The organism is Silvimonas iriomotensis (assembly GCF_014645535.1).
In the GTDB taxonomy this organism is placed as follows: Bacteria; Pseudomonadota; Gammaproteobacteria; order Burkholderiales; family Chitinibacteraceae; genus Silvimonas; species Silvimonas iriomotensis.
In genome coordinates this window covers 229,320-251,903 of record NZ_BMLX01000002.1, presented here as the reverse complement: position 1 = coordinate 251,903, position 22,584 = coordinate 229,320, and the positions used below count along the sequence as shown (strand labels likewise).

Here is a 22,584-nt window from a genome sequence, read left to right as displayed (position 1 = left end):
TTCTCATTTCAGCCATCAAACCAGGCAAATCACTTCACCCGCATCCCCGGCTTGGCGCCCAGGTCCGGTGTCAGGATATACAGACCACCATCCCCACCCGCAGCCAGCACCATGCCTTCGGACATGCCGAACTTCATCTTGCGCGGGGCCAGGTTGGCGACCATCACGGTGTGGCGGCCAATCAGGTCTTCCGGTTTGTAGGCGCTCTTGATGCCGGCAAAGACGTTGCGGGTTTGCTCTTCGCCAATGTCCAGCGTCAGTTGCAGCAGTTTTTCGGCGCCTTCCACATGCTGGGCGTTCACAATTTTCGCGATACGCAGGTCAATCTTGCCGAAGTCATCAATGTTGATGACGGGTTCGATTTCCGGAATCTCGTAATCCGGCTTGGTCGCGGCGGGTTCGTTGCTGGTCGGGGCCAGGCTTTGTTTGTTTTCTTCGATCAAGGCTTCAATGTTCTTCGGGTCTACGCGCTGCATCAGGTGCTGGTACACGTTGATGGTGTGGCCGGTCAGCAGGGTGCTGGCGTCTGCCCAGGTCAGCGGGGCAATGTTGAGGAAGCTTTCCACGTCGGTGGCCAGTTTCGGCAGCACCGGTTTCAGGTAGACGGTCAGGATGCGGAAGGCGTTGATCAGCACCGAGCACACGCGTTGCAGTTCGGCGTCCTGGCCTTCTTGCTTGGCAATTTCCCACGGCTTGTGCGCGTCTACCCACTGGTTCACTTCATCAGTCAGCGCCATGATGTCGCGGATAGCGCGGCTGTATTCGCGGCTTTCCCACAGGCCGGCAATCTGTTCAGACGCTGCTTGCAGTCTGGTCAGCGGGCCGCTGTCGCCCAGATCGGCGGCCAGCTTGCCGTCAAAACGCTTGGTGATGAAACCGGCGGCGCGGCTGGCAATGTTGATGTACTTGCCGATCAGATCGCTGTTCACGCGGGCGACGAAGTCTTCCAGGTTCAGGTCGATATCTTCGATATTGGCGTTGAGCTTGGCGGCAAAGTAGTAGCGCAGCCATTCCGGGTTCAGGTGGCGCAGGTAAGACTCGGCGGTGATAAACGTGCCGCGGCTCTTGGACATCTTCTGGCCGTCGACCGTCAAAAAGCCGTGCGCGTTGATGCCGGTCGGGGTGCGGTAGCCGGCGTATTCCAGCATGGCAGGCCAGAACAGGGCGTGGAAATAGAGAATGTCCTTGCCGATGTGGTGATACAGCTCGGCGCCGGAATCCTTGTTCCAGAAATCATCAAAGTTGATGCCGGTGCGATCGCACAGTTGCTGGAAGCTGGCCATGTAACCGACCGGGGCGTCCAGCCACACGTAGAAATACTTGCCCGGCGCATCCGGAATCTCAAAGCCGAAGTAGGGCGCATCGCGGCTGATGTCCCAGTCGTTCAGGCCGGCATCAAACCATTCTTGCAGCTTGTTGGCTGCGCCTTCCTGCAAACGCGGGCGCTCGTTGCCGTTCACATTGACGCGGCCAGATGTCCAGCCGCGCAGGAACGCTTCGCAATCGCCCAGCTTGAAGAAGTAGTGTTCAGAGTCACGCAGTTCTGGCGTGGCACCGGAAATGGCGGAGTACGGGTTGATCAGGTCGGTCGGGGCGTAGGTGGTGCCACAGACTTCACAGTTGTCGCCGTATTGATCCTTGGCATGGCACTTGGGGCATTCGCCCTTCACAAAGCGGTCCGGCAGGAACATGTTTTTCTGCGGATCGTACAACTGGCTGATCGTGCGGCTGGCGATCTTGCCGTTGGCTTTGAGCGCGTTGTAAATGCGGTAGGAGTACTGGCGGTTTTCTTCCGAGTGCGTGCTGCCGTAGTTGTCGTAGTTCACCAGGAAGCCGGCAAAGTCTTGCTCATGCGCCTGTTTGGCGTCGGCAATCAGTTGCTCTGGCGTGATGCCCAGGTTCTGCGCCCGCAGCATGATCGGCGTGCCGTGGGTGTCATCGGCACAGACGGCGTAGCACTCGTGCCCGCGCATCTTCTGAAAACGCGCCCAGGTGTCGGTCTGGATATGTTCCAGCATATGCCCAAGGTGCAGCGGACCGTTGGCATAAGGGAGGGCGGAGGTAATCAGTATCTTGCGCGTCATGGGATCAGGCTGTCCGTGTTGAACAATCGAATTGGCGATTATACCGCAAGAGACAGCCTGATCTGAAAAGCGCTCAGCCCTGTTTTACCTTCATGAAGAAGAGGTCACGGTGTCGCCCAGAGATCGGCCCGGCACCGCGCCACTTTCTTCACGCTGGCGACGTACCCGTTTGAGCGGCAACCACAAGACCGCCAGCCACGGCACGCGGGAGACAAAGCGGTAAGCCAGCGCCGGCAGGATCATTGCCGCCAGCCAGGAGGCGAGGGACGCCAGCAGCAAGATATGGCCATGCTCCATGAACAGGCGAAAGACCCGGCGCTGCAGGTAATCATGGAACAGCAAGATAAACAGGCTGGCTGCCGCCGCCTGGGTCAACAGCCAGGTGAGCCTGGGCAGATGGCGGGGAATCCAGACCGCAAGGCACAACACCAGGTACACACCGCAGACCGCTTGCCCGATATTGCATAGATAGTCGTCAAACACCCGGTCGTTGAGGTTCATCTCGCCCGCAGACCAGTAATGCAGCAGCACAAAGAGGCCCAGGCCCAACAACGCCACCAGCGGGTGCGGTTCAAAGGTGCGCAGGCGCTGGCGCAGGGCGTGGCCCACGAGGAAGATCGGGACGGTGATCAGCAAGAGATCGGCACTGAACGGAAAGCCCAGCTCGCTATAAATGGCAGGTGTGGCCGAGTACGCCACGTGGGATAACGGAATGGGCATCTCTTGCAGTTGCTGGAACATCTCCCACGCCAGCGTCACGCTGGTGATCCCGATCAGTAAGGACAGCCACTGCGGGATACGCAGCCGTTCGGCAATATTCAGATAAACCCGCGCCGTGATGAACACCAGGAACAAATGCGGCAGAAACCACAAGGGCGTCCAGCGCAGCGTGCCGCCAGTGCCATAAAGCGATCCGGCCACGTATTGCAAAAACGGGTCTCTGGACAAGAACGGTTGTAACGGCGCCACCACAATCAGCGTGACGAAGAACGGTTTGAGTACGCCATCAAGCTTGGCCAGCGTGAGCTTGCCCAGCGACAGCGTGTCATTGAAAAACACGCCGGACATCAGAAAGAACATGGGCATGTTGATGGAGTGCAGCACCTGATGCGCCATCGGGTCGATGTGCCGAAAGATCAGGTTATGGCCCAGTACCACCAGTGAAATACCCATGCCGCGGGCGACATCCAGATGCTGGATGCGTGGTTTCATGGATCACCTCTTGATATGTGCGATTGGTTTTGAGGGTGATTCTAGGGCGATATTTCAGATAATTACAACAAAAGAAATATTTAAGTAATTGTTAATATGTTTATTTCTTAAGCCTTGGAAAGTGCTTGCAGGTGGTACAAAACAGCAATGAACAGCGACGCCGGACAAAGAGGCGCGGTAACATGACAGATTGGTTTTTTCGGGCGCACGCATGGTTTTTCCGCTTTATTTCGAAGTCATCAACCAGATCGGCACTGCGGCCTTTGCCGTGGCCGGGTATCTGGTCGGCGCGCGCAAACGGCTGGACTTGCTGGGCGTGGTGATCGTGGCGCTGCTGACCGGTATTGGCGGCGGCATCATGCGTGATGTGTTGGTGAACCGGACGCCGCGGGTATTTGTAGATGCGCTGCCGCTGTACACCATTTTTGTCACGCTGGCGGCGTCCTGGCTGATCAAGCTGCATCAGCGCCACACCGGCATGCTGCGCAAGCTGTTCATCGTGGCCGACTCGATCGGGCTGGTGGCTTTCAGCCTTGCCGGCGCGCACGTGGGTATGGATAGCGGACTGAACTTGTTCGGTGTGTGTTTTCTGGGGTTTGTCACCGCCGTGGGCGGTGGCCTGGTGCGAGACGTCATGGTGAACGACGTGCCTTTTATCCTGCGTGAAGACTTTTACGGCACCGTCGCCATTTTGCTGTCGGTGGCCTTGTACGTCTGCCACCAGTACGGCCTGGAAGGCCCGGCGGCCGAATGGTTGCTGTTTGGCCTTGGGCTGGCGCTGCGTCTGGTGGCGCACAAACGTGATTTCAGGCTGCCCAGGGTGGAAGGATGAACCCGCAGCAACCGCCCGCAGGTGATCTGTCTGGCTGGGGCCAGTGGCTGCATCAGCACCTGGCCAGTGCAGAGCGCCAGACCTTGGGCGATCTGAGCCAGCAAAACGCCGGCCGCGCGGCAGCCGTGCTGGTGCCGGTGGTGCCCTATCGCGAAGGCACGCGCATCATCCTGACCGAGCGCGCAGCCCACCTGCGCAACCACGCCGGGCAGATCAGTTTTCCGGGCGGGCGGACAGACCCGCATGACCTGAACCCGGCCGCCACCGCCCTGCGGGAAGCCCGCGAAGAAATTGGCCTGCTGCCCGAGCATGTCACCGTGGTGGGCGAGCTGGGCCACTATCACACCATCACCGGTTTCAATGTCACGCCCGTGGTCGGGCTGGTGCAACCGGGCATGACCCTCAAGCCGGAACCCGGCGAAGTGGCCACCATTCTGGAACTGCCCTGGAGCACGCTGCTTGATCCGGCCCGCTATGAATGGCGCTGGGTAGAGCGCCGTGGTTTGCGCGGCAAAAGCCTGTTTGTCGAGTGCGACACCGTGAGGGTCTGGGGCGCGACCGCCGGCATGCTGCTGATGCTGGCGCGGGCGCTGGGCATGCCGGGGCAACCGCGGGGCGGGACGCTGGGCTGATCAGGATGTGACGTCACGTCACTTGCGCCAAAGGCTGACAATAAACCGCGCGCGCTGCTGCCAGCACACTGTATTGCAGCATGCCGATCACCGCCGACAAGCCCAATCAATACAATCGGTTGCAAACCAGCAGCCAATTTCCCGATCCGCGTATCTTGCAGAGCAGCGAACTGTCACAGGTTCGTGCTACAATCCTCGGCTTTTCAAACTGTTAGCTTCCTCACATGACGCGCGCTATCCGTAACATCGCCATTATCGCTCACGTCGACCACGGCAAAACCACGCTGGTCGATCAACTCCTGCGCCAGTCCGGCACATTCCGCGAAAACCAGCAGGTGGACGAGCGGGTGATGGACAGCAACGATCTTGAAAAAGAGCGCGGCATTACCATTCTGGCCAAGAACACGGCCATCGAATACGAAGGCACCCACATCAACATCGTCGACACCCCGGGACACGCGGACTTCGGCGGTGAAGTGGAACGCGTGCTGGGCATGGTTGACGGCGTATTGCTGCTGGTCGACGCCGTTGAAGGCCCGATGCCGCAAACGCGTTTTGTGACCAAGAAAGCACTGGCACTGGGCCTGCGTCCTATCGTTGTGATCAACAAGGTTGACCGTCCGGGTGCGCGTCCTGACTGGGTTGTGGATCAGACGTTTGACCTGTTTGACAAGCTGGGCGCCACTGACGAGCAGCTCGACTTCCCGATCATCTATGCATCGGGCCTGAACGGCTTTGCCAAGCTGGAACTGGCTGAAGAGTCTGACAATATGCGTCCGCTGTTCGACACCGTGCTCAAGCACGTGCCGACCCCGCCGGGCAACCCGGATGCACCGCTGCAACTGCAAATCGCTGCGCTGGATTACTCCACCTACACCGGCCGCCTGGGCGTGGGTCGCGTGCTGAACGGCCGTATCAAGCCGGGCCAGCAAGTGGTGGTGATGAACCACGAAGAACAAACCGCCTCTGGCCGTATCAACCAGGTGCTGGGTTTCCAGGGTCTGGAACGCGTTGCGGTTGAAGGCGCTGAAGCCGGCGACATCATCGTGATCTCCGGTCTGGACGAAATCGGTATCGGCGTCACGATTTGTGACAAAGACGCACCGATGGGCCTGCCGGTCCTGGGCGTGGACGAACCGACCCTGACCATGGACTTCATGGTCAATACCTCGCCGCTGGCAGGTACTGAAGGCAAGTTCGTGACCAGCCGCCAGATCCGTGACCGTCTGACCAAAGAACTGCTGACCAACGTCGCGCTGCGCGTTGAAGATACGGCTGATGCCGATATTTTCCGCGTATCGGGCCGTGGTGAATTGCACCTGACCATCTTGCTGGAAACGATGCGTCGCGAAGGCTTTGAAATGGCCGTCGCCAAGCCGCGCGTGGTGTACAAGGACGTGGACGGCCAGAAGTGTGAGCCGTACGAAAACCTGACCATCGACCTGGAAGACGAACACCAGGGCGGCATCATGGAAGAAATCGGTCGTCGCCGTGGCGAACTGACCAACATGGAATCTGATGGTCGCGGTCGTACCCGTCTGGAATACCATATTCCGGCACGTGGCCTGATCGGCTTCCAGTCTGACTTCATGACCATGACCCGTGGTACGGGCCTGATGAGCCACGTGTTTGATGACTACGCACCGGTGAAAGCCGATCTGCCGGGTCGTCACAACGGCGTGCTGATCTCGCAAGATCAAGGCGAAGCCGTGGCCTACGCGCTGTGGAAGCTGGAAGATCGCGGCCGCATGTTTGTGTCCCCGGGCGACAAGCTGTACGAAGGCATGATCATCGGCATTCACAGCCGTGACAACGATCTGGTTGTGAACCCGATCAAGGGCAAGCAGCTGACCAACGTGCGCGCCTCCGGTACTGACGAAGCCGTGCGCTTGACCACCCCGATCAAGTTGTCGCTGGAATCTGCAGTTGAGTTCATCGATGACGACGAACTGGTGGAAATCACCCCGGTCTCGATCCGTATCCGCAAGCGTTTCCTGCAAGAGCACGAACGTCGCCGCGCCTACAAGGCTGACGGCAACAACTAAGCGGGCCATCTGGCATCTGCATGAAAAAGGCGACTTCGGTCGCCTTTTTTCTTGCCCGCCGCCTGGGTGTCATCTGCCGCCTTTGATCTGCCCTGCTTGTTGAACGCAGTCTTGCTCGCTAGCGTGAAGGCAGTTTTGCCACAGAGCGAAACGACACAATCAATCACCGGATGGAGACACACCATGGCATTACACCCCTGGCGCGTGCGGCTGGCCGCGCCTTTTGTGCTGGCCGCCGTATCTGCGCTGGCTGCATACCCCGCCTGGCAAGATGGCGGCACTTACACCGCCGGCACCATCGTTTATTACAACGGCCACGACTATCAGGCCCTTGTGAACCAGACCGACTACGCCGGCGCGGGCTGGAACCCGGCGGCCACGCCGAGTTTGTGGAAGGATCTGGGTGTGGATACGAGTGGTAGTGGCGGCACGCCAACATCGACGCCAACATCGACGCCAACACCGACGCCAACACCGACGCCAACACCGACACCGACACCGACACCGACACCAACGCCGACGCCGACGCCAACACCAACACCAACACCAACTCCCGCGCCGTCGCCCTCGGGTTGGCTGATTCAAAATACCTTTGAAAATGACGCGACCGGTGTCTACACCGCTGCCGCTTTCCAGCAAGATTGGGGTGTCGCACCCCAATCATCGGCCGGGGTGGCAGCAGGGCGCCTCAATATCGTGCCAGACCCCATGGCGCCGACCAACAAGGTGCTGCGCGTGACGTATCTGGCCGGGCAGATCGGCGGGGATTCCGCCATGACGTTCGATGCGCCGGTGTCGGGTAGCAATAGCGATGTCTGGCTGCAATACAAGGTGATGTTCGACTCGACCTTTACCTGGGTCAAAGGCGGCAAGCTGCCGGGGCTGGGTGGGGGCGATACGCCCACCGGCTGCATCCAGAACGGCACGTTTGACGGCTTCACGACACGGTTGATGTGGCGGGAAAACGGCCTGGCGTTCAGCTATCTGTATTACCCGGGCAAACAGAATGAATGCGGCGACTACTGGGGTCTGGCCACAAAATTCCAGGCCGGCGTCTGGTACACCGTCACGCAGCATGTCACGCTCAATACGCCGGGGCGGGCCAATGGCACGCTGGTGCAGTACGTAGACGGCGTGAAAGTGCTGGAACTGGATAACTGGACGTGGCGGCAAGGTGCGGCGGTGTCGATCAGTGCCATCAAGATGGATACCTTCTTTGGTGGCTCTACCACGGACTGGGCGCCAGCGACGGACCAGTATGCGTATTTCGATGACTTTATTGTCGGTACGCAATCACCGCTGTCCTTGGTGACCACGCAAAAGCCGCTGCCGCCGCACACCGATCCGGTGGCCGGTTACAGCCAGTGGGTGACCGGAAAAGCCTATGCCAGTGGCAGTACGGTGTATGCGGTCGATGCAAACGGCGTGTATCACTATTACTCGGCGCGCAATTACGCGCAGGCCAACGACAATCCGCTGACCGATAGCCTGCTGGATCTCTACGTCGGCGTGTATTCGCCGGTACGGCTGGATAACGGGCAACACTGGGTGGAAAACAGCAGTTTGTAACCGGCAGTGTGCTGACCAAAACGCCCGCAATAGCGGGCGTTTTTTATTGCGGTGTGGCGTGTGCTCAGTGCATCAGCAACTGGGCTACCCACAAGACAATCACCGCGCCAACGATCGACATCAGAATGCCGGCCGGGTGAAACGGGTTATCGCGCGAGCCGCTGAACAGGTTGGCGATAAAGCCGCCCACAAACGAGCCCACAATGCCCAGTACGCCGGTCATGATCCAGCCCATGCCCTGTGCGCCAGGCATGATCCAGCGGGCGACGAGACCGATAATGATACCGACGATGAATGTCCAGATCAGATTAAGCATGATCTCGGGTTTCCTGTACGAAAAGTCAAAAGGGAGCACAGGAGACCAGATCGCGCGGTGATCGGGTATCGGATATGTCTGCAAAAGGACAGGTGGAGGCGGCGGCGTGGCTTTTTACGGTACGTTTGACCGCCAGCAACAACAACGCCCGCGGCTGCGGGCGTCGCTGGCATGAAGCGGGTTCTCTTTTCAGTGCTGCAGCATCTGCACCACCCAAAGCACCACAATTGCACCAATCACCGACATGATGATGCCGACCGGGTGTACCGGCGAACCTTCAGGTGGTTTGCTGAACAGGCGGGCAATAAAGCCGCCGACAAATGAACCCACAATACCCAGAATGCCGGTCATGAACAGACCCATGCCTTGCGCGCCGGGCATGATCCAGCGGGCAATCAGGCCAACCACAATACCGACGATGAACATCCAGATCAGATGAAACATGTGCGTACTCCCTGAAAAGAGGCGACATGAAAACAGCAAAGGAAAAAGCGACGTAACTTGAATCAGTCCGGTACTGGTTTTTGCTGCGGGAGCGAATCGCAGTCTGGCGGGGTGGTGTGGTCCGGTGCTATTGAAGATAGCAGGTCAGGGCGGGAGCGGCAGGGCTGGTGTGCAAAACCTGTTGCCTGGGTACGAACTACTTGCCGCCGCCAAAACAAAAAACCCGACCATTGCTGATCGGGTTCTTTGATGAATTCTGGTGCCCAGGAGAAGACTCGAACTTCCACGCCCTTGCGAGCGCCAGGACCTGAACCTGGTGCGTCTACCAATTCCGCCACCTGGGCACGAACTACATGTGTATTACGGGTGCTGCTTAAACAAAAAACCCGACCAGTCGATCGGGTTCTTTGATGAATTTTGGTGCCCAGGAGAAGACTCGAACTTCCACGCCCTTGCGAGCGCTAGGACCTGAACCTAGTGCGTCTACCAATTCCGCCACCTGGGCTTCGTTGCTGTGTTGCAGCAGCGAAGGAGAGCGATTATGTTGGGTTTGCCAGTCTGTGTCAACAACATTGCCATGAAAACTTCATAGCAATTTGAATCCAAAGGACTTGTTTGGCACTTTTAACCAGAATCAAAAGCCGGCAGAGGCGGCGGCCGCATTGATGGCGGGTAAATAGCCCAGACTGTAGCCATCCGCAGTTGGGTGGTAGGCGGTGATCAGCCCCGGTACTACGGTGTTGATCCAGGGGTTGTATGAACAAATGCGGTGCCCGTTAAAGAAAGGATACGGGTCGGCATAGATCACGCCATTGGCCGCCGCGACAGTCTGGATGGTGTTGTTCAGCAATTGGCCGGCGGTGCTGAGTGCCTGGCGGTTTTGCTGATCCGGTACCACAGCCAGCAATGTGGTGACCAGGTTGCAGGCCCCGTCATTGGGTGGCAATTCAAACGAGCCATGCAAGCCGTTGGCGATGATGACCGCGTTGGGTGCGGCGGCCTTGATCTGCTTGTACATGGTGTCCAGCAGGGCGGGCAGGTTGTTTTGCACAAAGCTGGTGAAGGTGGCGATCGATTGCGCGCAGGGCAATAGCTGATTCAAACCGTCTATGGGGTAGGGCAGGTTGGGTGGAGAACAATCAATGATGGTCTGGATGCCATTGGCGTCATTGCCGCCGGCAGAGACCGTGACCAGCGTCGTGGCGGCGCTCAGCGCGCTCAACTGGCTGTTGATGACATCCGTGGTTTTGGCGCCACCGCAGGCAACAAAGCTGAACTGGCTGGCCGGAATCTGGTGCGCCTGCGCCCACAGCACCGGATAAGCACCCTGCATGCGGCCGCAACTGCTCAGGTCGTAGGCTTGTGTAGTATTGGCCCCGACGCCCGCTGCAATCGAGTCACCCAATGCGGCGTAGACGATGGTGTTGTTATCTGCGCGGGCACCGGCAGAAAATAAAAACGCAGCAAGACTGGCAAGGAGTAGACGACAAAGACATGCTTGAGCCTGGTTAAACATGACGGTCCTCCGGCAGGAAATGCAGGATGCAACGTGCAGTCAATATCAAACATGACCGGCGTTGCCAGGTTACGCTGGGAGTGTGGTAACTGGATTTACTGTGGTTGGCCGCTGCGGATTGTCAATCGCGGGCCGATGTGATGCGGGGAGTACCAAAAGAAAAACCCGATCATTGCTGATCGGGTTTTCAAGTGTTTGGTGCCCAGGAGAAGACTCGAACTTCCACGCCCTTGCGAGCGCTAGGACCTGAACCTAGTGCGTCTACCAATTCCGCCACCTGGGCCTTGTGCTACGCTGTTAGAATGCGCAGATCACGAAGAAGCGCGATTATCAGGAAACAATAAAACAATGTCAACAAAAAAGAGTGCTACCCCAACAAAATCTGCGAAGGCTGCCAAGGTTACCTCGCTACGTCTGCAAGATCCTCACCTCGAACGCGAACGCGAGCGTTACGAGAACCCGTTACCCTCCCGCGAATACGTATTGCAAGTGCTGGAAGAAGCCGGCGCCCCGCTGTATGCCGAAGACCTGGCACGGTTGTTATCCATTACTGAAGAAGAACGCAGTTTCTTTGAGCGCCGCCTTGGCGCCATGGCGCGTGACGGTCAGTTGATGGTCAACCGCAAGGGTGCGCTGTGTATCGCGGAGAAAATTGATCTGGTCCCGGGCCGCGTCCAGGGGCATCCGGAAGGCTTTGGTTTTCTGGTGCCGGATGATGGCTCTGACGATCTTTATCTGTCATCGCGTGAGCTGGACAAGGTCATGCATGGCGACCGCGTGCTGGTGCGCCAGGCCGGCTTTGACCGCCGGGGCCGTCGCGAAGGCCGGATTGTCGAGGTGCTTGAGCGCCTGACCACCCGCCTTGTCGGCCGTTTTGTGGCTGAACACGGCGTGTACCGCGTGACGCCGGAAGACAAGCGCGTCGCCAAGGATATTTTCATTCCGCCCAAAGAGAAGGGCAAAGCCAGGCCCGGCCAGGTGGTGATGGTGGATATCACCCAGCAGCCAGACCGCAATGTGCAGCCGCTGGGCCGCGTGGTGGAAATCCTGGGTAATTATGACGACCCGGGCATGGAAATCGAGATCGCCCTGCGCAAGCACAACCTGCCTTACGAATTCTCTGCCGAAGCGCGGGCCCAGGCTGAAGCCGTGCCCAAAACCGTGGGCAAGAAAGACCTCAAGCCGGTTATGGGCGTCAAGCGTGTTGATCTGCGTGATCTGCCACTGGTGACCATCGACGGTGAAACCGCGCGCGACTTTGACGATGCCGTGTACGCCGAGAAAAAAGGCAAAGGCTGGCGCCTTGTGGTGGCCATCGCCGATGTCAGCCATTACGTGCAGCCGGGCGATGCGCTGGATGTGACGTCGATCGAGCGCGGCAATTCGGTGTATTTCCCGCGGCGCGTCATCCCCATGCTGCCGGAAGAACTCTCCAACGGGCTGTGTTCGCTCAACCCGGAGGTAGACCGCCTGTGCATGGTGTGTGACATGCAGGTCAGCGCCAGTGGCAGCATCAAGAAATACAAGTTCTACCCAGCGGTGATGCACTCCAAGGCGCGCCTGACCTACACCAAGGTGTGGGACATGCTGGAAGACCCCAAGAGCAAGACCGCCAGGGAATACAAAAAAGTCCTGCCGCATATCCAGGATCTGTACGCGCTCTACCAGGCCTTTGCCTCGGCGCGCGTAGTGCGCGGTGCCATTGACTTTGAAACCACCGAAACCGAAGTGCGTTTTGATGACAAGGGCAAGATCAGCCAGATCGTGCCGGTGGTACGCAACCCGGCACACAAGCTGATTGAAGAATGCATGCTGGCGGCCAACGTCTGCGCGGCAGACTTTTTGCTCACCAACAAGCAGACCTGCCTTTACCGGGTGCACGAAGGCCCGAATCCGGAAAAACTGGAAAAGCTGCGCGAATACCTGCGCTCTTGCGGTTTGTCGCTGGGTGGCGGCGAGGAACCCAAGGCGGGCGATTACGCCACGCTGCTGGAGCAGATCAAAACCCGTCCGGACGCGCCGCTGTTGCAAACCATGTTGCTGCGCAGCCTGCAGCAGGCCGTTTACAGCCCGGACAACAAGGGCCACTTTGGCCTGGGTTACGAGGCGTATACCCACTTTACCTCCCCGATCCGCCGCTATCCGGATTTGCTGGTGCATCGCTCTATCAAGGCCGTGCTGGCCGGCAAGAAATACAAACCGGCGCAAAAATGGGAGGCGCTGGGTATCCAGTGCTCCATGACTGAACGCCGTGCCGATGAAGCCAGCCGCGACGTCATGAACTTCCTCAAGTGCTACTTCATGCAAGACAAAGTGGGCGAGGTGTTCGAAGGCAGTATCTCTGCCGTCACGGGCTTTGGCATGTTTGTGCTGCTTGATGATTTGTATGTCGAAGGCCTCGTGCATGTGTCCGAACTGGGCAACGATTACTTCCACTACGATGACCGCCGCCATGAACTCAAGGGCGAACGCAGCGGCAAGATCTACAAGCTGACTGATCGCCTGAAAGTGAAGGTGGCGCGCGTTGATCTGGATACCAGCAAGATCGACTTTGTGCTGGTGCCAGAAGAAAAAGCCAGGGTAGCAGAACAAGTGGCAGCGGCTGCAGCGGCCCAACCGGCCGCACCGGCTACGGATGCCGAGCGCGGCGCACCCAGAACACGTAGCCAGCGCCGTCGGGCCAAGGCCGTTGCGCGCAAGGCCCGTGGTGGTGCACCGGCACCTGCCGCAAACACACCAGCCGCTGCCGCCGCAGGCAGTACGCAACTGGCCGCCGCGGCAGCCGCGCAAGCCAGAAAAGCATCGCGCGGCAAACGCCCGGCCAGAGGCAAGGCCGCCACGCCGCCCCCGATGCCAGGGGCAGCGCAGGCTGCGCCAGCAGCGGCACCAGCGCCCGCTCCGGCCACAAGCAGCAAACCGGCAAGCAAGAAGCCGGTCAAGCCCGCTGCCGCAAAACCGGTTGCGCCGACGCCCACACCTGCTGCAGCGGCAACGCCAGCCAGCAAGGCGCGCAAGCCGGCTGCACCCAAAGCAACACCGGCGCCCGCCGTGCAAGCCACGGCAGCTGCTCAGCCGGCGGCCAAGCCCGCCAAGGCCAAGCCAGTAGCGCCGACACCGGCCGCTGCCAAAGCCGGGACACCGGCCGCGGCCAGTCCTGCCGTGCCGAAGGCCGCAGCAACCAGACCGGCCGCCGCTCAGCCCGGACAGGCCAAACCGGCGGCACCGCAAACGGCAACGCCCAAGCCTGCGGCACGCAAGCGCGGTGGCCCCGCGCCCTCAGCGCTGACGGGCACGCCTGTTGCCACGGCAACACCAGCGCCGGCAGCGGTCGCGCCCAAGCCGGCATCACGGCGTAAACCGGCGCAAACGGCAGCGTTGTTGCAACCCAAGCCCGCTGCACCGGCACCTGCGGCTGCTCCGGCAAGCAAACCGGCGGCGCGCAGCCGTCGTAAAAAGCCGGACCAACAAGGCTGATCGGGTCACGTGATGCCCTGAACGTGGATGTAACGTGTTCAGGGCATCTGCGTGTTACCCTTGCCGCACCTGTGAGCCAGACCACATTTTGTCAGCAAGCGCTGACATGGGGTTCATGGCAGAGCGCACTATCAAGGAGTACTGGTTTTATGTTTATTGTCGACCGTTCGGCCGCACTGATTCGCCCGAAGCAAGATTTCCTGGACTGGCTCAATGCCTTGCCTGGCAACGATATCGTATTGTCGCTGGCAGACGTGCGCAGCGATTGCACGGTGATCATGATCCCCGAGGTCACCGAGCCCGAAGACGGCATTTCTTATATTGATGACCTGGCAGAACGTTTGTTTGAGATGGAACTTGCGTCGTGGGTGGAAGACGAAGCCCTGTGGCCGCAGAACCGCACGCTCAAACTGTTCTGGGAATGGTTTGATGTCGAGATCCACATGGGCGTGATGGACAGCGTGTCCGAAGACATTCACAACACGCCCTCAGACCATAACTATCACTGAAAAGCGCCGGCATGATCGGCGCACAAGGAGAAATACATGCGCCGATTTGCACTGGCTATTGCGATTGCAGGCCTGACCGGTTCCGTTCTGGCTCATGCCGAGTCGCTTAACTACAACGTGGTGAACCTGGAGGCCAGCTCCAGCAAGGAAGTCAGCAACGATCTGGCTACCGCCACGCTGTATGTCGAGATCAACAACAACGATCCCGCCCAACTGGCTGACAAGGTGAACCAGACCCTGGCCGCAGCCATCCGGCTGAGCCGCCAGTTCACCACCGTGCAATCGGCCGGCACCGGCTACACCACTTATCCCGTTTACAACAGCAAAACCAACCATCAGGACGGTTGGCGTGGTCGTGGCGAGCTGCGTCTGACCAGCCGTGATTTCGCGGCGTTTTCCCGCTTGCTGACCCAATTGCAGCAACCCTTGTCCAACGGCCAGTCCATGCAACTGGCGGGGATACACTATGGGGTCTCGGACGAGTCACGCAAGGCTGCCGAAGACGGTTTGATCCAGGAAAGCGTGAAGGCGTTTCGCCAGCGTGCCGAACTGATCCAGCGCAGCATGGAAGGCACCGGCTGGCGCACGGTCAACATGAACGTGAATACGCAAGCGTTTGAACCGCCAATGCCGCGCCCGATGATGATGAAGGCTGCCATGTCGGCTGATGCCGCGCCGGCACCCACGTCGATTGAAGGCGGCGAGAGCAAGGTGTCGGTGACGGTCTCCGGCAGCATTCAAGTGCAGTAAACCCGGGCGCGATGTGTCTGGTGTATCAATGACCTGGCAGGCAGGGCGCGTGGCGCTCTGCCTGTTTTTGTTGATGGGTTTGCTGGCGCTGCTGTGCGCCGCAGCGCTTCCGTGGCCGTGGTCTGCCCCGGCCATGGCGCTGGTCCTGGCTTATCTGGCATGGTCGATCCGGGCACGGCGGCGCGGACCACAACAGGGTGTGTTCATGCTGGGCCCGACCGGGCTGCGTGTGCAATGGGGAAAGGGCGAGGCCGAGATGGCGGAGGTCTTGCCGACCACGCTGGTCTGCGCGCATTTGATTGTGTTGCATCTGCGCGTGGGCAAGCAGCGTCGCTGGCGGGCATTGGTGCTGTGGCCGGACTGCATGGCGGCCGATGACTTTCGCCAGTTGAGCGCACGCCTGCGCTGGGGTGCGGGTCAACCGAACAGGATCAACAAGCGCCCGGGGTCATCCGGATCGGCCAGCACGCGCGCCGACATGTCGTAAACCGAATGCAGTGTCTCTGCCTGCAAGACTTCGCCCGGCGTGCCCTGGGCCACTTGCTGGCCTTGTTTGAGCAATAGCAGGCGATCACACCAGCGCGCGGCCAGATTGACGTCGTGCAACACGGTCAGTACCGCAATGGGGTGCTCTGCGGCCAGTGCGCGCACCGCGGCCAGTAAGCCGTGCTGATGGCGCGGGTCCAGGCTGGCCGTGGGTTCATCCAGCAATAACACGGCGCTGCCGCTGACCTGGCAGGCGGCCAGCGTTTGCAACAAGACGCGGGCAAATTGCACCCGCTGCTGTTCGCCACCAGACAAACCTGCGTAATGACGGCCGGCCAGATCGGCCGCATCAGCCCGCATCAGGGCGTCTGCGACCAGTTGTTCGATGACCGTGGCGGTGAGTTCATCAAACGGGTAAGCGCCCATGGCCACGACTTCCGGGACCGGCAGATCAAATTCCAGCGCCGAGGTTTGCGGCAGCAAGGCGCGTTGCCGGGCAAGCTGGCGCTGACGCAGTCGCGGCAGCGGCTGCCCTGCAAGCCGGATGCTGCCGCTACCTGGCGGGAGATCACCCGCAACCGCTGCCAGCAGTGATGATTTGCCGGCGCCGTTGGCACCCAGTACGCCCAGCACTTCGCCAGTAGCGACGCTGAGCGACAACTGATCAATGACCACGCGACCTTCCCGCTGGCAGGACAGTTGATCGATCTGGATCATGCCTTGCTCCAGCGGGCCAGCAACCACAAAAAGAACGGGCCACCCGCCAGACTGGTGACGATGCCGATGGGAATCTCGGACGGAATGGCCAGCGTGCGGGCCGCCCAGTCCGCCAGTACCAGCGCAATGGCGCCGCTCAACAGCGAGGCCGGCAGCAATAACTGATGGCGCGCGCCCAGCGTCAATCGCACCATATGCGGCACCACAAGGCCGACAAACGCGATGGTGCCGCAGGCCGCCACCAGCGGCCCGACCAGCAGGGCCACCATGATGATCAGCCGCCGTTGCAAGGCGCGGATGGCAAAGCCCAGGTGGCCGGCTTCCCGCTCGCCCAGCAAGAGCGCGTTCATGCCCCGCCACTCCCGCAGCAAAAGCGCCGAGATCAACAGTGTCCATGGTCCGAGCAAGGCCAGCAGCAACCAGTTGCCGCCAGCCAGACTGCCCAGACTCCAGAAGGTGAGCGAACGCAATTGGGCATCGGTGGCTTGCCAGGTACACAAGGCGGTCAGGCTGCCGCAAATGGCGTTGATGGCGACGCCGGCCAGCAACAAGCCGGCCACGGCACGACTGCGCCGCCCGATCTGCCATGCGGCAAACAAGGCCAGCAAACTGCCGGCAAACGCGGCTACGGCAATCAGCCCGAAGCTGCTGGCACCAAACACAATGGCGCTGACCGCGCCCAGCGCGCCGCCAGCGGAAATCCCCACCAGCCCCGGTTCTGCCAGCGGGTTGCGAAACAGCGCCTGCATGGCGGCGCCCGCCACTGCAAGGCCACCCCCGCACAGTGCGGCAAAGATCACCCTGGGCAAACGCACATCCCGCAAGATGCTCTGCCACAGTTGTTCGTCAGGCGTGACCGGTGCGGCAAACAGGGCGCGCGGCAGGGCGGACCACGGAATGTCGACGCTGCCGCTGCTGCTGGCGATCAGCACCAGCAAGACAAGCACCACGGCCAGCATCGTGCAGATGGTGGTCAGGGCGGGTTGTCGGGCTGGGGCGATGGGGTTGAGGTTTTTCACGCTGCGCATGGTAAACGCAAATCAGCGGCACCGGGCGGATGATTGGGAAGGGTTTGATCTTGCCAGTATGGCTGAAAGCGGCCGCAGCAACGAAAAATCCGGCAAGGCGCCGGATTTTTCAGGCAGATACCCAGCCGTATCCGTCAGTTGATCTTTTTCCAGTCTTGCGTGCGGGTATTGAAAAAGCCTGATTCACGATACGCCTGTTCGATCAGGCCCTTGGCGCGCAGTTTGGCCAGCCCTTTTTCCAGTGCGTCGTAGGTTTCTGCCCCGTGTGGCGCCAGCCGGCTGACAAACAGATGGCGGCTGCCGGCCAGACCCACCTTCACTTGCGGAATGGGCACCAGCGTGTAGTCACCCAGTTTCAGGGACATGTCCGGCGTGGGCTGGAAAGGTGCCAGCAGCACGTCGGCACGTCCTTTTTCAACCATGCCGACCATGGAATCCCAGCTTTGCGTTTGCAGAAGCTGCTTGAGCTTGAGGCTTTCCAGCGTGGCGACGTCGGGTTTCCAGCTATCGGCCACTACGGCGGTCAGGCCGCGGACCTCTTCGATACTGCGGGCAGCCAGCGCTTTTTTGTTGTCGGGCGAGGTATACAATCCCGCTTCAAATTCACCGGAACGGATCAGCGGCGAGCTGATATAGACCTTGTCATCAATGGATTTCAGGTCCACCTGCCAGGCGCTGTTGCCGCCCATCGTGGCGTTGCCGGAGAGGATCTCTTTCAGATAACGGGTGTAGGAGTCGCTGTTGTTATCCACCTTCACCAGCTTGACCGGGCGGCTGAGGCCGCCTTGCGCCAGCGCCTGCTGCACCAGCACCAGTTCCACCACATCCCGGCGCGAGCCCTCGCCACCAAAATGCGTCAGCGTCAGCGGGTTGCGCTTGCCGACAAAACGCTGATAATCGTTGTAGACATCTTGCTGGGTCAGGATGGTGATGGGCTCGGCGGCACGGGCCAGGCCAGAGCCCAGTGTCAGCGCCGCAAATGCGGCAAGCACAATATGACGACGGCTGGACGAGAACGACATACGGGCAGGCTCCTCTCTGTGGGTGGCCGCCCGTCATGGCAGGCTGGCTCGGTGATCGCGATCATTGCATTCGCAAGCGCTTATCATGGCAAGCCCGTAAGAAAACGACAACAATCGCGCGTTAACCTGGCGCGGATCAAACAGTCAGAAAAGGCCGACAAACCTGGTTTGATTGAAGCTGACTGATAGGCGCTGCCTATCAGCTGCATGAACTTTCCCGATTTGACAGCCTGTTGCTCTGGCAACTATCGTCAGCGGGTTCACGCAACAGACCATTTAAAGGAGATTCTCATGGCAGTTCTCGTTGGCAAACAAGCTCCCGACTTCACCGCATCCGCTGTACTGGGCAACGGCGAAATCGTTGATGGCTACAACCTGAAAGAAGCAACCAAGGGCAAATACACCCTGGTGTTCTTCTACCCGCTGGACTTCACCTTCGTCTGCCCGTCCGAACTGATCGCGTTCGACCACCGCCTGAACGAGTTCAAGTCCCGCAATGTGGAAGTGATCGGCGTGTCCATCGACAGCCAGTTCACCCACAACGCATGGCGTAACACCCCGGTCGACAAGGGCGGTATCGGCCCGGTTGGCTACACCCTGGTGGCCGACACCAAGCACGAAATCGCCAAGGCCTACGATGTTGAATCGGCTGACGGCGTCGCTTTCCGCGGCACGTTCCTGATCGACCGCGAAGGCGTGGTGCGTCACCAGTACATCAATGACCTGCCGCTGGGCCGTAACGTTGACGAATACATCCGTCTGGTTGATGCCCTGCAGTTCACTGAAGAACACGGCGAAGTTTGCCCGGCTGGCTGGAACAAGGGCCAGGCAGGTATGAAGGCTGACCCGAAGGGCGTGGCTGACTATCTGGCTTCTCACGCTGCTTCGCTGTAACCACAGGTCTGGTTACAACATGCGACGGTGGCTTTGCTGCCGTCGTCCAGGGCGCCGCATTGCGGCGCCTTTTTATTTTCCAGAGTGCTGCCATGGCGTAATCCCCATCGTGACCCGGCCAGCACCAATACCACCCTTGCTGGCCAGAACGCAGTCAAAGACCTGCGTGAATGCGGATCGCCCCCCGGCAAACCCGCCCCGAATCACCAGAACCGGATACGACAGTTGCATTTGTGAGCATAGTGCCCGTGTCGTGATCCTGCCCGGTATTCTGTCAGGCGGGTGTGGCGCGCTTTAGCCGCCGTGACGTGGCTTGCCGGCAGCCGCTTCGGTGATGGTCGTGGTGTCGGCGTCGTTCAAGGTTTTCAAAAATGCGATCACGTCATCAATCTGCTGGTCGTTCCAGGCCGGTTTGCCACCCTTTTTGCGGGTGAGCGGTTCGTCATTGGTATCGACATTGCCGCGCAGGTTGGCGGGCAAGTCATCAAACTTGGCAACCTTGCCGTTCTTGACCGGATACCAGCGCTGCGGATGGGTGTCGCGTTGCACATAGAACTGCAATGCGGTTTTCAGATCGTGAAAGCGGCCGTTGTGGAAGAACGAACCGCGCGTGGCGACGTTACGCAGGGTAGGGGTGCGGAACATGCCGCAATACTGTTTCTCTGCCGCTTGATCCTTGCGGATGGGGCCACACAAACCCATGTCGAAGAAATGCGGGTTCTTGTTGGCGGCCAGTTCCGGGTTGCGTGGCACCCCCAGCACTTCAAACTGGTAATCCGTGAACAGCGGATGCGCACCATTGGCGCCCTTGATATCAAAGTGGCAAGACGCGCAATTGCCGCTCTTGGGATCATCAAACAGCTGCTTGCCGCGCAGTTCTTGCGCAGTCAGTTGTGTCTTGCCATCCATCCACGCATCGAACTTGCTGGAGTACGGATGGAAAGCGGCATCATTCAATTGATATTGCGCCAGCGCGATACCCGCGTAATGCAGCGCATCGGTATCACTGGCCAGAATCTTGTCACCGAATACCTGGCGAAATGCTGCGGCGTTCGGGCTGTGACGCAAGCGCGCCGCAAAATCAGCGGCGGAGGCATTGGCCATTTCATCTGCATTCAAAAGCGGAAAAGCCGCCTGATCTTCCAGCCGGTCAAACCGGCCATCCCAGGTCAGCCCGCCCGTTGGGGGCAACTCCTGGGCTTCCAGTCTTTCCATCAACGACGACGGGGTTTCCACGTGCCAGGCCTGGCTGCGATTGAGCACATAGCGCAGCGATGGTGCTGCGCGCAGCCCCTGATGCTTCATGTCTGGCCCGCCCAGCTGGGTCGCCAGACCATTGGCCGGGGCGAAGGCATGGCCCGGGTCATGGCAGGTGGCGCATGCCATCTGACCAGAGGCAGACAGGCCACGATCAAAAAACAGTGCGCGACCCAGATCCACCGAGCCGGGCCATTTGTTGACCTGGGCAGGTTTGGCGGGTGCCGGTGTTGCGGCGTGGACGAACAGGGCAGTGGTGCCGATCAGACCGGCCAGGGCCAGCGTAGCCAGCGTGAAGCGTCGGGAAGTCGAAGTCATGATTATTCTTTTGATATGAAAAAGCAGCGACCGCGCCCATCAAGACGCGGCCGCTGCATCTGCAGCCAGTGAAGACTTAGTGCAGGTTATTGATGATGTCGCTGCCGAAGCTGGTCAGACCCGCCTGGCCGGCATAGCCCAGGTGTCCCAGATTGAAGATGTCTTCAATACTGCGCAGCAGGGAGTAATGGTTGTAGCCCACCGTGCTGACCGTGCCGCCCTTGATGAACGGGGACAGCATGACCGCACCGGTCTGATCACCACCGAAGTTGTTGTAGGTAATGTTGACCTGGAACGTGATGCCATGGGTGACGTAGGAGCCCATGGAAACCGTCTGCGGGTAGGACGCCAGGTTCGGGCCCGGTTTCTGGCCGCAGCAGGTTGCACCGGTGTAGACCGCGTTCAGCGTCCCTGTGGTGGCACTGGTCATGACCGGGGAGCCGCCACTTGCCGCAGAACTCTCGTCAAAGTTGATGATCAACAGACCGTCTTGCTGGAAGGCCGGGGAAGCCATGATGATCGGCACCCACTTCTTCAGGAACGCATCGGCTGAAATCAGGCCGCCCGGTTCGCCGGTGACGCAGCCGGAATCGTGGCCGTCGTTACACAGGTTCGGGGTGATGAAGTTGAAGTTGGCCGTGGTGCTGATCGACTTCAGATCGTTTTCCATCTGCGCCAGGCTGGTCACGTTCGTTGCACAATCCGCCGAATCGATGATCGAGTGGAAGTACATGAACGGGTTGTGACGGGTAGCGTACTGGTCACCGTTGACAGCGGAAGGGCCGGAAGCTTCCGGCGACTGGGTCATGTCTTGCGTACCGATTTGCGGGTGACCGCAGGTGGCGCTTTCCCGAGTCGGGTCATTGCCCATGTCTTCCATATAGCCGTGCCAGGTCAGGCCAGCGGCCTTGAGCTGATCCGGCAAGGTCTTGATGGTGGCAGGGTAAACGCAACCCTGGCCAATGGCCTGGCCGTCTGCATCGGTGCCGGTCTGCACGAATTCGCTGAAGGTCTGGCAATCGGTGTTGGTCTGGGTGTTGCCAGCCTGGCCCGAAATCATGGCGATGTAGTTATCCAGGCTGACGTGGCCGGTGCCGTAGTACTGCTGTACCAGCGCGCCCTGGGTAGGCAGGGTTTGCGACAGGTATAACGCCGGGCTGCTGGCGGCAAAAGTCGTGCTGTAGTTCTCGTTCTCCAGGGTCAGCACCCAGACGTGGCGGATGCTGTGGATCGACGGGGCCGGTGTTGGTGTCGGGGTTGGTGCAGCGACGTTCGTGCTGTCACTGCTGCTGTTACAGCCCACCATGGCTCCCATCACGATGACCGAGCCGAGCAAGCCGGCCAGCCATTTGTTCCATGTTGTTTTCATTATCTTTCCTGATTGTTATTGAGGCGGCAATGTCCCGTCCATGACGGTTTTTGCCGCATGCATGAAAACATACAAGTATGTATTTTTTGTTAAGTGGCAAATTCATGACG

The 22,584-nt window shown here is 59.7% G+C and carries 19 protein-coding genes and 3 tRNA genes; 9 read left to right on the top strand and 13 right to left on the bottom strand.

Annotated elements, in window-relative coordinates; genetic code table 11:
• Positions 1–29: 29 nt before the first annotated feature.
• Both metG and IEX57_RS07635 read right to left on the bottom strand, forming a co-directional pair.
• Positions 30–2,084, bottom strand: coding sequence for a methionine--tRNA ligase (gene metG / locus IEX57_RS07640; protein WP_188703690.1), 2,055 nt, complete (start codon positions 2,082–2,084; stop codon positions 30–32).
• A gap of 90 nt (positions 2,085–2,174) precedes the next feature.
• The gene (locus IEX57_RS07635) at positions 2,175–3,296 is read right to left on the bottom strand and encodes an acyltransferase family protein (protein WP_188703689.1); all 1,122 of its coding nucleotides are present in this window, start codon (positions 3,294–3,296) and stop codon (positions 2,175–2,177) included.
• A 211-nt stretch (positions 3,297–3,507) separates the two neighbouring features.
• Between IEX57_RS07635 and IEX57_RS07630 the strand changes: the two genes are divergently transcribed.
• From IEX57_RS07630 to IEX57_RS21340, 4 genes are all read left to right on the top strand, one after another.
• Entirely contained in the window at positions 3,508–4,128 is a 621-nt protein-coding gene (locus tag IEX57_RS07630) for a trimeric intracellular cation channel family protein (protein ID WP_188703688.1), read from the top strand.
• Positions 4,125–4,760 carry a CoA pyrophosphatase gene (locus IEX57_RS07625; RefSeq protein ID WP_188703687.1) on the top strand — a complete coding sequence of 212 codons (636 nt, stop codon included), beginning with the start codon at positions 4,125–4,127 and terminating at the stop codon, positions 4,758–4,760. Before IEX57_RS07630 ends, IEX57_RS07625 begins: the two co-directional genes overlap by 4 nt.
• 224 nt (positions 4,761–4,984) lie before the next feature.
• The gene (typA, locus tag IEX57_RS07620; RefSeq protein WP_188703686.1) at positions 4,985–6,805 is read left to right on the top strand and encodes a translational GTPase TypA; all 1,821 of its coding nucleotides are present in this window, start codon (positions 4,985–4,987) and stop codon (positions 6,803–6,805) included.
• A gap of 183 nt (positions 6,806–6,988) precedes the next feature.
• Positions 6,989–8,374 carry a polysaccharide lyase gene (locus IEX57_RS21340; protein WP_308433858.1) on the top strand — a complete coding sequence of 462 codons (1,386 nt, stop codon included), beginning with the start codon at positions 6,989–6,991 and terminating at the stop codon, positions 8,372–8,374.
• A gap of 64 nt (positions 8,375–8,438) precedes the next feature.
• Here IEX57_RS21340 and IEX57_RS07610 read toward each other — a convergent pair whose 3' ends face one another.
• The 6 genes from IEX57_RS07610 to IEX57_RS07585 form a co-directional block, all read right to left on the bottom strand.
• On the bottom strand, positions 8,439–8,690 hold the full coding sequence (locus tag IEX57_RS07610; RefSeq protein WP_188703685.1) for a GlsB/YeaQ/YmgE family stress response membrane protein: 252 nt from the start codon (positions 8,688–8,690) through the stop codon (positions 8,439–8,441).
• A gap of 189 nt (positions 8,691–8,879) precedes the next feature.
• Positions 8,880–9,134, bottom strand: a complete 255-nt coding sequence (locus IEX57_RS07605; RefSeq protein ID WP_188703684.1) for a GlsB/YeaQ/YmgE family stress response membrane protein — start codon at positions 9,132–9,134, stop codon at positions 8,880–8,882.
• Positions 9,135–9,391: 257 nt separating this feature from the next.
• Positions 9,392–9,478 (bottom strand) — tRNA-Leu (locus tag IEX57_RS07600).
• Positions 9,479–9,552: 74 nt separating this feature from the next.
• Positions 9,553–9,639: transfer RNA gene (locus tag IEX57_RS07595), tRNA-Leu, on the bottom strand.
• 129 nt (positions 9,640–9,768) lie between these two features.
• Positions 9,769–10,650, bottom strand: a complete 882-nt coding sequence (locus IEX57_RS07590; RefSeq protein WP_188703683.1) for an SGNH/GDSL hydrolase family protein — start codon at positions 10,648–10,650, stop codon at positions 9,769–9,771.
• A gap of 196 nt (positions 10,651–10,846) precedes the next feature.
• A tRNA-Leu gene (locus IEX57_RS07585) sits at positions 10,847–10,933 on the bottom strand.
• A gap of 65 nt (positions 10,934–10,998) precedes the next feature.
• Between IEX57_RS07585 and rnr the strand changes: the two genes are divergently transcribed.
• The 4 genes from rnr to IEX57_RS07565 all read left to right on the top strand — a co-directional run bounded on the left by rnr (position 10,999) and on the right by IEX57_RS07565 (position 15,870).
• Complete coding sequence (rnr, locus tag IEX57_RS07580; protein WP_188703682.1) at positions 10,999–14,124, top strand: ribonuclease R; 3,126 nt, start codon at positions 10,999–11,001, stop codon at positions 14,122–14,124.
• A 149-nt stretch (positions 14,125–14,273) separates the two neighbouring features.
• Positions 14,274–14,633, top strand: a complete 360-nt coding sequence (locus IEX57_RS07575; protein WP_188703681.1) for a hypothetical protein — start codon at positions 14,274–14,276, stop codon at positions 14,631–14,633.
• Between the two features lie 36 nt (positions 14,634–14,669).
• Entirely contained in the window at positions 14,670–15,383 is a 714-nt protein-coding gene (locus IEX57_RS07570; protein WP_188703680.1) for an SIMPL domain-containing protein, read from the top strand.
• A 28-nt stretch (positions 15,384–15,411) separates the two neighbouring features.
• The gene (locus tag IEX57_RS07565; RefSeq protein ID WP_188703679.1) at positions 15,412–15,870 is read left to right on the top strand and encodes a protein YgfX; all 459 of its coding nucleotides are present in this window, start codon (positions 15,412–15,414) and stop codon (positions 15,868–15,870) included.
• Here the strand turns inward: IEX57_RS07565 and IEX57_RS07560 are convergent.
• The 3 genes from IEX57_RS07560 to IEX57_RS07550 all read right to left on the bottom strand — a co-directional run bounded on the left by IEX57_RS07560 (position 15,801) and on the right by IEX57_RS07550 (position 18,636).
• Positions 15,801–16,586: a heme ABC transporter ATP-binding protein gene (locus IEX57_RS07560; protein WP_188703678.1), complete on the bottom strand. Its 786-nt coding sequence runs from the start codon at positions 16,584–16,586 to the stop codon at positions 15,801–15,803. The genes IEX57_RS07565 and IEX57_RS07560 overlap by 70 nt on opposite strands.
• On the bottom strand, positions 16,583–17,614 hold the full coding sequence (locus tag IEX57_RS07555; protein WP_229708911.1) for a FecCD family ABC transporter permease: 1,032 nt from the start codon (positions 17,612–17,614) through the stop codon (positions 16,583–16,585). The genes IEX57_RS07560 and IEX57_RS07555 overlap by 4 nt, the downstream gene beginning before the upstream one ends.
• A 134-nt stretch (positions 17,615–17,748) precedes the next feature.
• Positions 17,749–18,636, bottom strand: a complete 888-nt coding sequence (locus IEX57_RS07550; protein WP_188703677.1) for a transporter substrate-binding domain-containing protein — start codon at positions 18,634–18,636, stop codon at positions 17,749–17,751.
• A 291-nt stretch (positions 18,637–18,927) separates the two neighbouring features.
• Between IEX57_RS07550 and IEX57_RS07545 the strand changes: the two genes are divergently transcribed.
• Entirely contained in the window at positions 18,928–19,530 is a 603-nt protein-coding gene (locus tag IEX57_RS07545; protein ID WP_188703676.1) for a peroxiredoxin, read from the top strand.
• A 294-nt stretch (positions 19,531–19,824) separates the two neighbouring features.
• On the opposite strand, the gene IEX57_RS07540 is transcribed toward IEX57_RS07545, so the two are convergent.
• Positions 19,825–21,105 carry a cytochrome-c peroxidase gene (locus IEX57_RS07540; protein ID WP_188703675.1) on the bottom strand — a complete coding sequence of 427 codons (1,281 nt, stop codon included), beginning with the start codon at positions 21,103–21,105 and terminating at the stop codon, positions 19,825–19,827.
• A gap of 76 nt (positions 21,106–21,181) precedes the next feature.
• The gene (locus tag IEX57_RS07535; protein WP_229708910.1) at positions 21,182–22,474 is read right to left on the bottom strand and encodes an alkaline phosphatase family protein; all 1,293 of its coding nucleotides are present in this window, start codon (positions 22,472–22,474) and stop codon (positions 21,182–21,184) included.
• Positions 22,475–22,584: the final 110 nt, after the last annotated feature.

Excerpts from the sequence above, each read along its gene's own strand:
- metG (WP_188703690.1), bottom strand. The coding sequence starts at position 2,084 with ATGACGCGCAAGATACTGATTACCTCCGCCCTCCCTTATGCCAACGGT.
- IEX57_RS07635 (WP_188703689.1), bottom strand. The coding sequence starts at position 3,296 with ATGAAACCACGCATCCAGCATCTGGATGTCGCCCGCGGCATGGGTATT.
- IEX57_RS07630 (WP_188703688.1), top strand. The coding sequence starts at position 3,508 with ATGGTTTTTCCGCTTTATTTCGAAGTCATCAACCAGATCGGCACTGCG.
- IEX57_RS07625 (WP_188703687.1), top strand. The coding sequence starts at position 4,125 with ATGAACCCGCAGCAACCGCCCGCAGGTGATCTGTCTGGCTGGGGCCAG.
- typA (WP_188703686.1), top strand. The coding sequence starts at position 4,985 with ATGACGCGCGCTATCCGTAACATCGCCATTATCGCTCACGTCGACCAC.
- IEX57_RS21340 (WP_308433858.1), top strand. The coding sequence starts at position 6,989 with ATGGCATTACACCCCTGGCGCGTGCGGCTGGCCGCGCCTTTTGTGCTG.
- IEX57_RS07610 (WP_188703685.1), bottom strand. The coding sequence starts at position 8,690 with ATGCTTAATCTGATCTGGACATTCATCGTCGGTATCATTATCGGTCTC.
- IEX57_RS07605 (WP_188703684.1), bottom strand. The coding sequence starts at position 9,134 with ATGTTTCATCTGATCTGGATGTTCATCGTCGGTATTGTGGTTGGCCTG.
- IEX57_RS07590 (WP_188703683.1), bottom strand. The coding sequence starts at position 10,650 with ATGTTTAACCAGGCTCAAGCATGTCTTTGTCGTCTACTCCTTGCCAGT.
- rnr (WP_188703682.1), top strand. The coding sequence starts at position 10,999 with ATGTCAACAAAAAAGAGTGCTACCCCAACAAAATCTGCGAAGGCTGCC.
- IEX57_RS07575 (WP_188703681.1), top strand. The coding sequence starts at position 14,274 with ATGTTTATTGTCGACCGTTCGGCCGCACTGATTCGCCCGAAGCAAGAT.
- IEX57_RS07570 (WP_188703680.1), top strand. The coding sequence starts at position 14,670 with ATGCGCCGATTTGCACTGGCTATTGCGATTGCAGGCCTGACCGGTTCC.
- IEX57_RS07565 (WP_188703679.1), top strand. The coding sequence starts at position 15,412 with ATGACCTGGCAGGCAGGGCGCGTGGCGCTCTGCCTGTTTTTGTTGATG.
- IEX57_RS07560 (WP_188703678.1), bottom strand. The coding sequence starts at position 16,586 with ATGATCCAGATCGATCAACTGTCCTGCCAGCGGGAAGGTCGCGTGGTC.
- IEX57_RS07555 (WP_229708911.1), bottom strand. The coding sequence starts at position 17,614 with ATGCGCAGCGTGAAAAACCTCAACCCCATCGCCCCAGCCCGACAACCC.
- IEX57_RS07550 (WP_188703677.1), bottom strand. The coding sequence starts at position 18,636 with ATGTCGTTCTCGTCCAGCCGTCGTCATATTGTGCTTGCCGCATTTGCG.
- IEX57_RS07545 (WP_188703676.1), top strand. The coding sequence starts at position 18,928 with ATGGCAGTTCTCGTTGGCAAACAAGCTCCCGACTTCACCGCATCCGCT.
- IEX57_RS07540 (WP_188703675.1), bottom strand. The coding sequence starts at position 21,105 with ATGACTTCGACTTCCCGACGCTTCACGCTGGCTACGCTGGCCCTGGCC.
- IEX57_RS07535 (WP_229708910.1), bottom strand. The coding sequence starts at position 22,474 with ATGAAAACAACATGGAACAAATGGCTGGCCGGCTTGCTCGGCTCGGTC.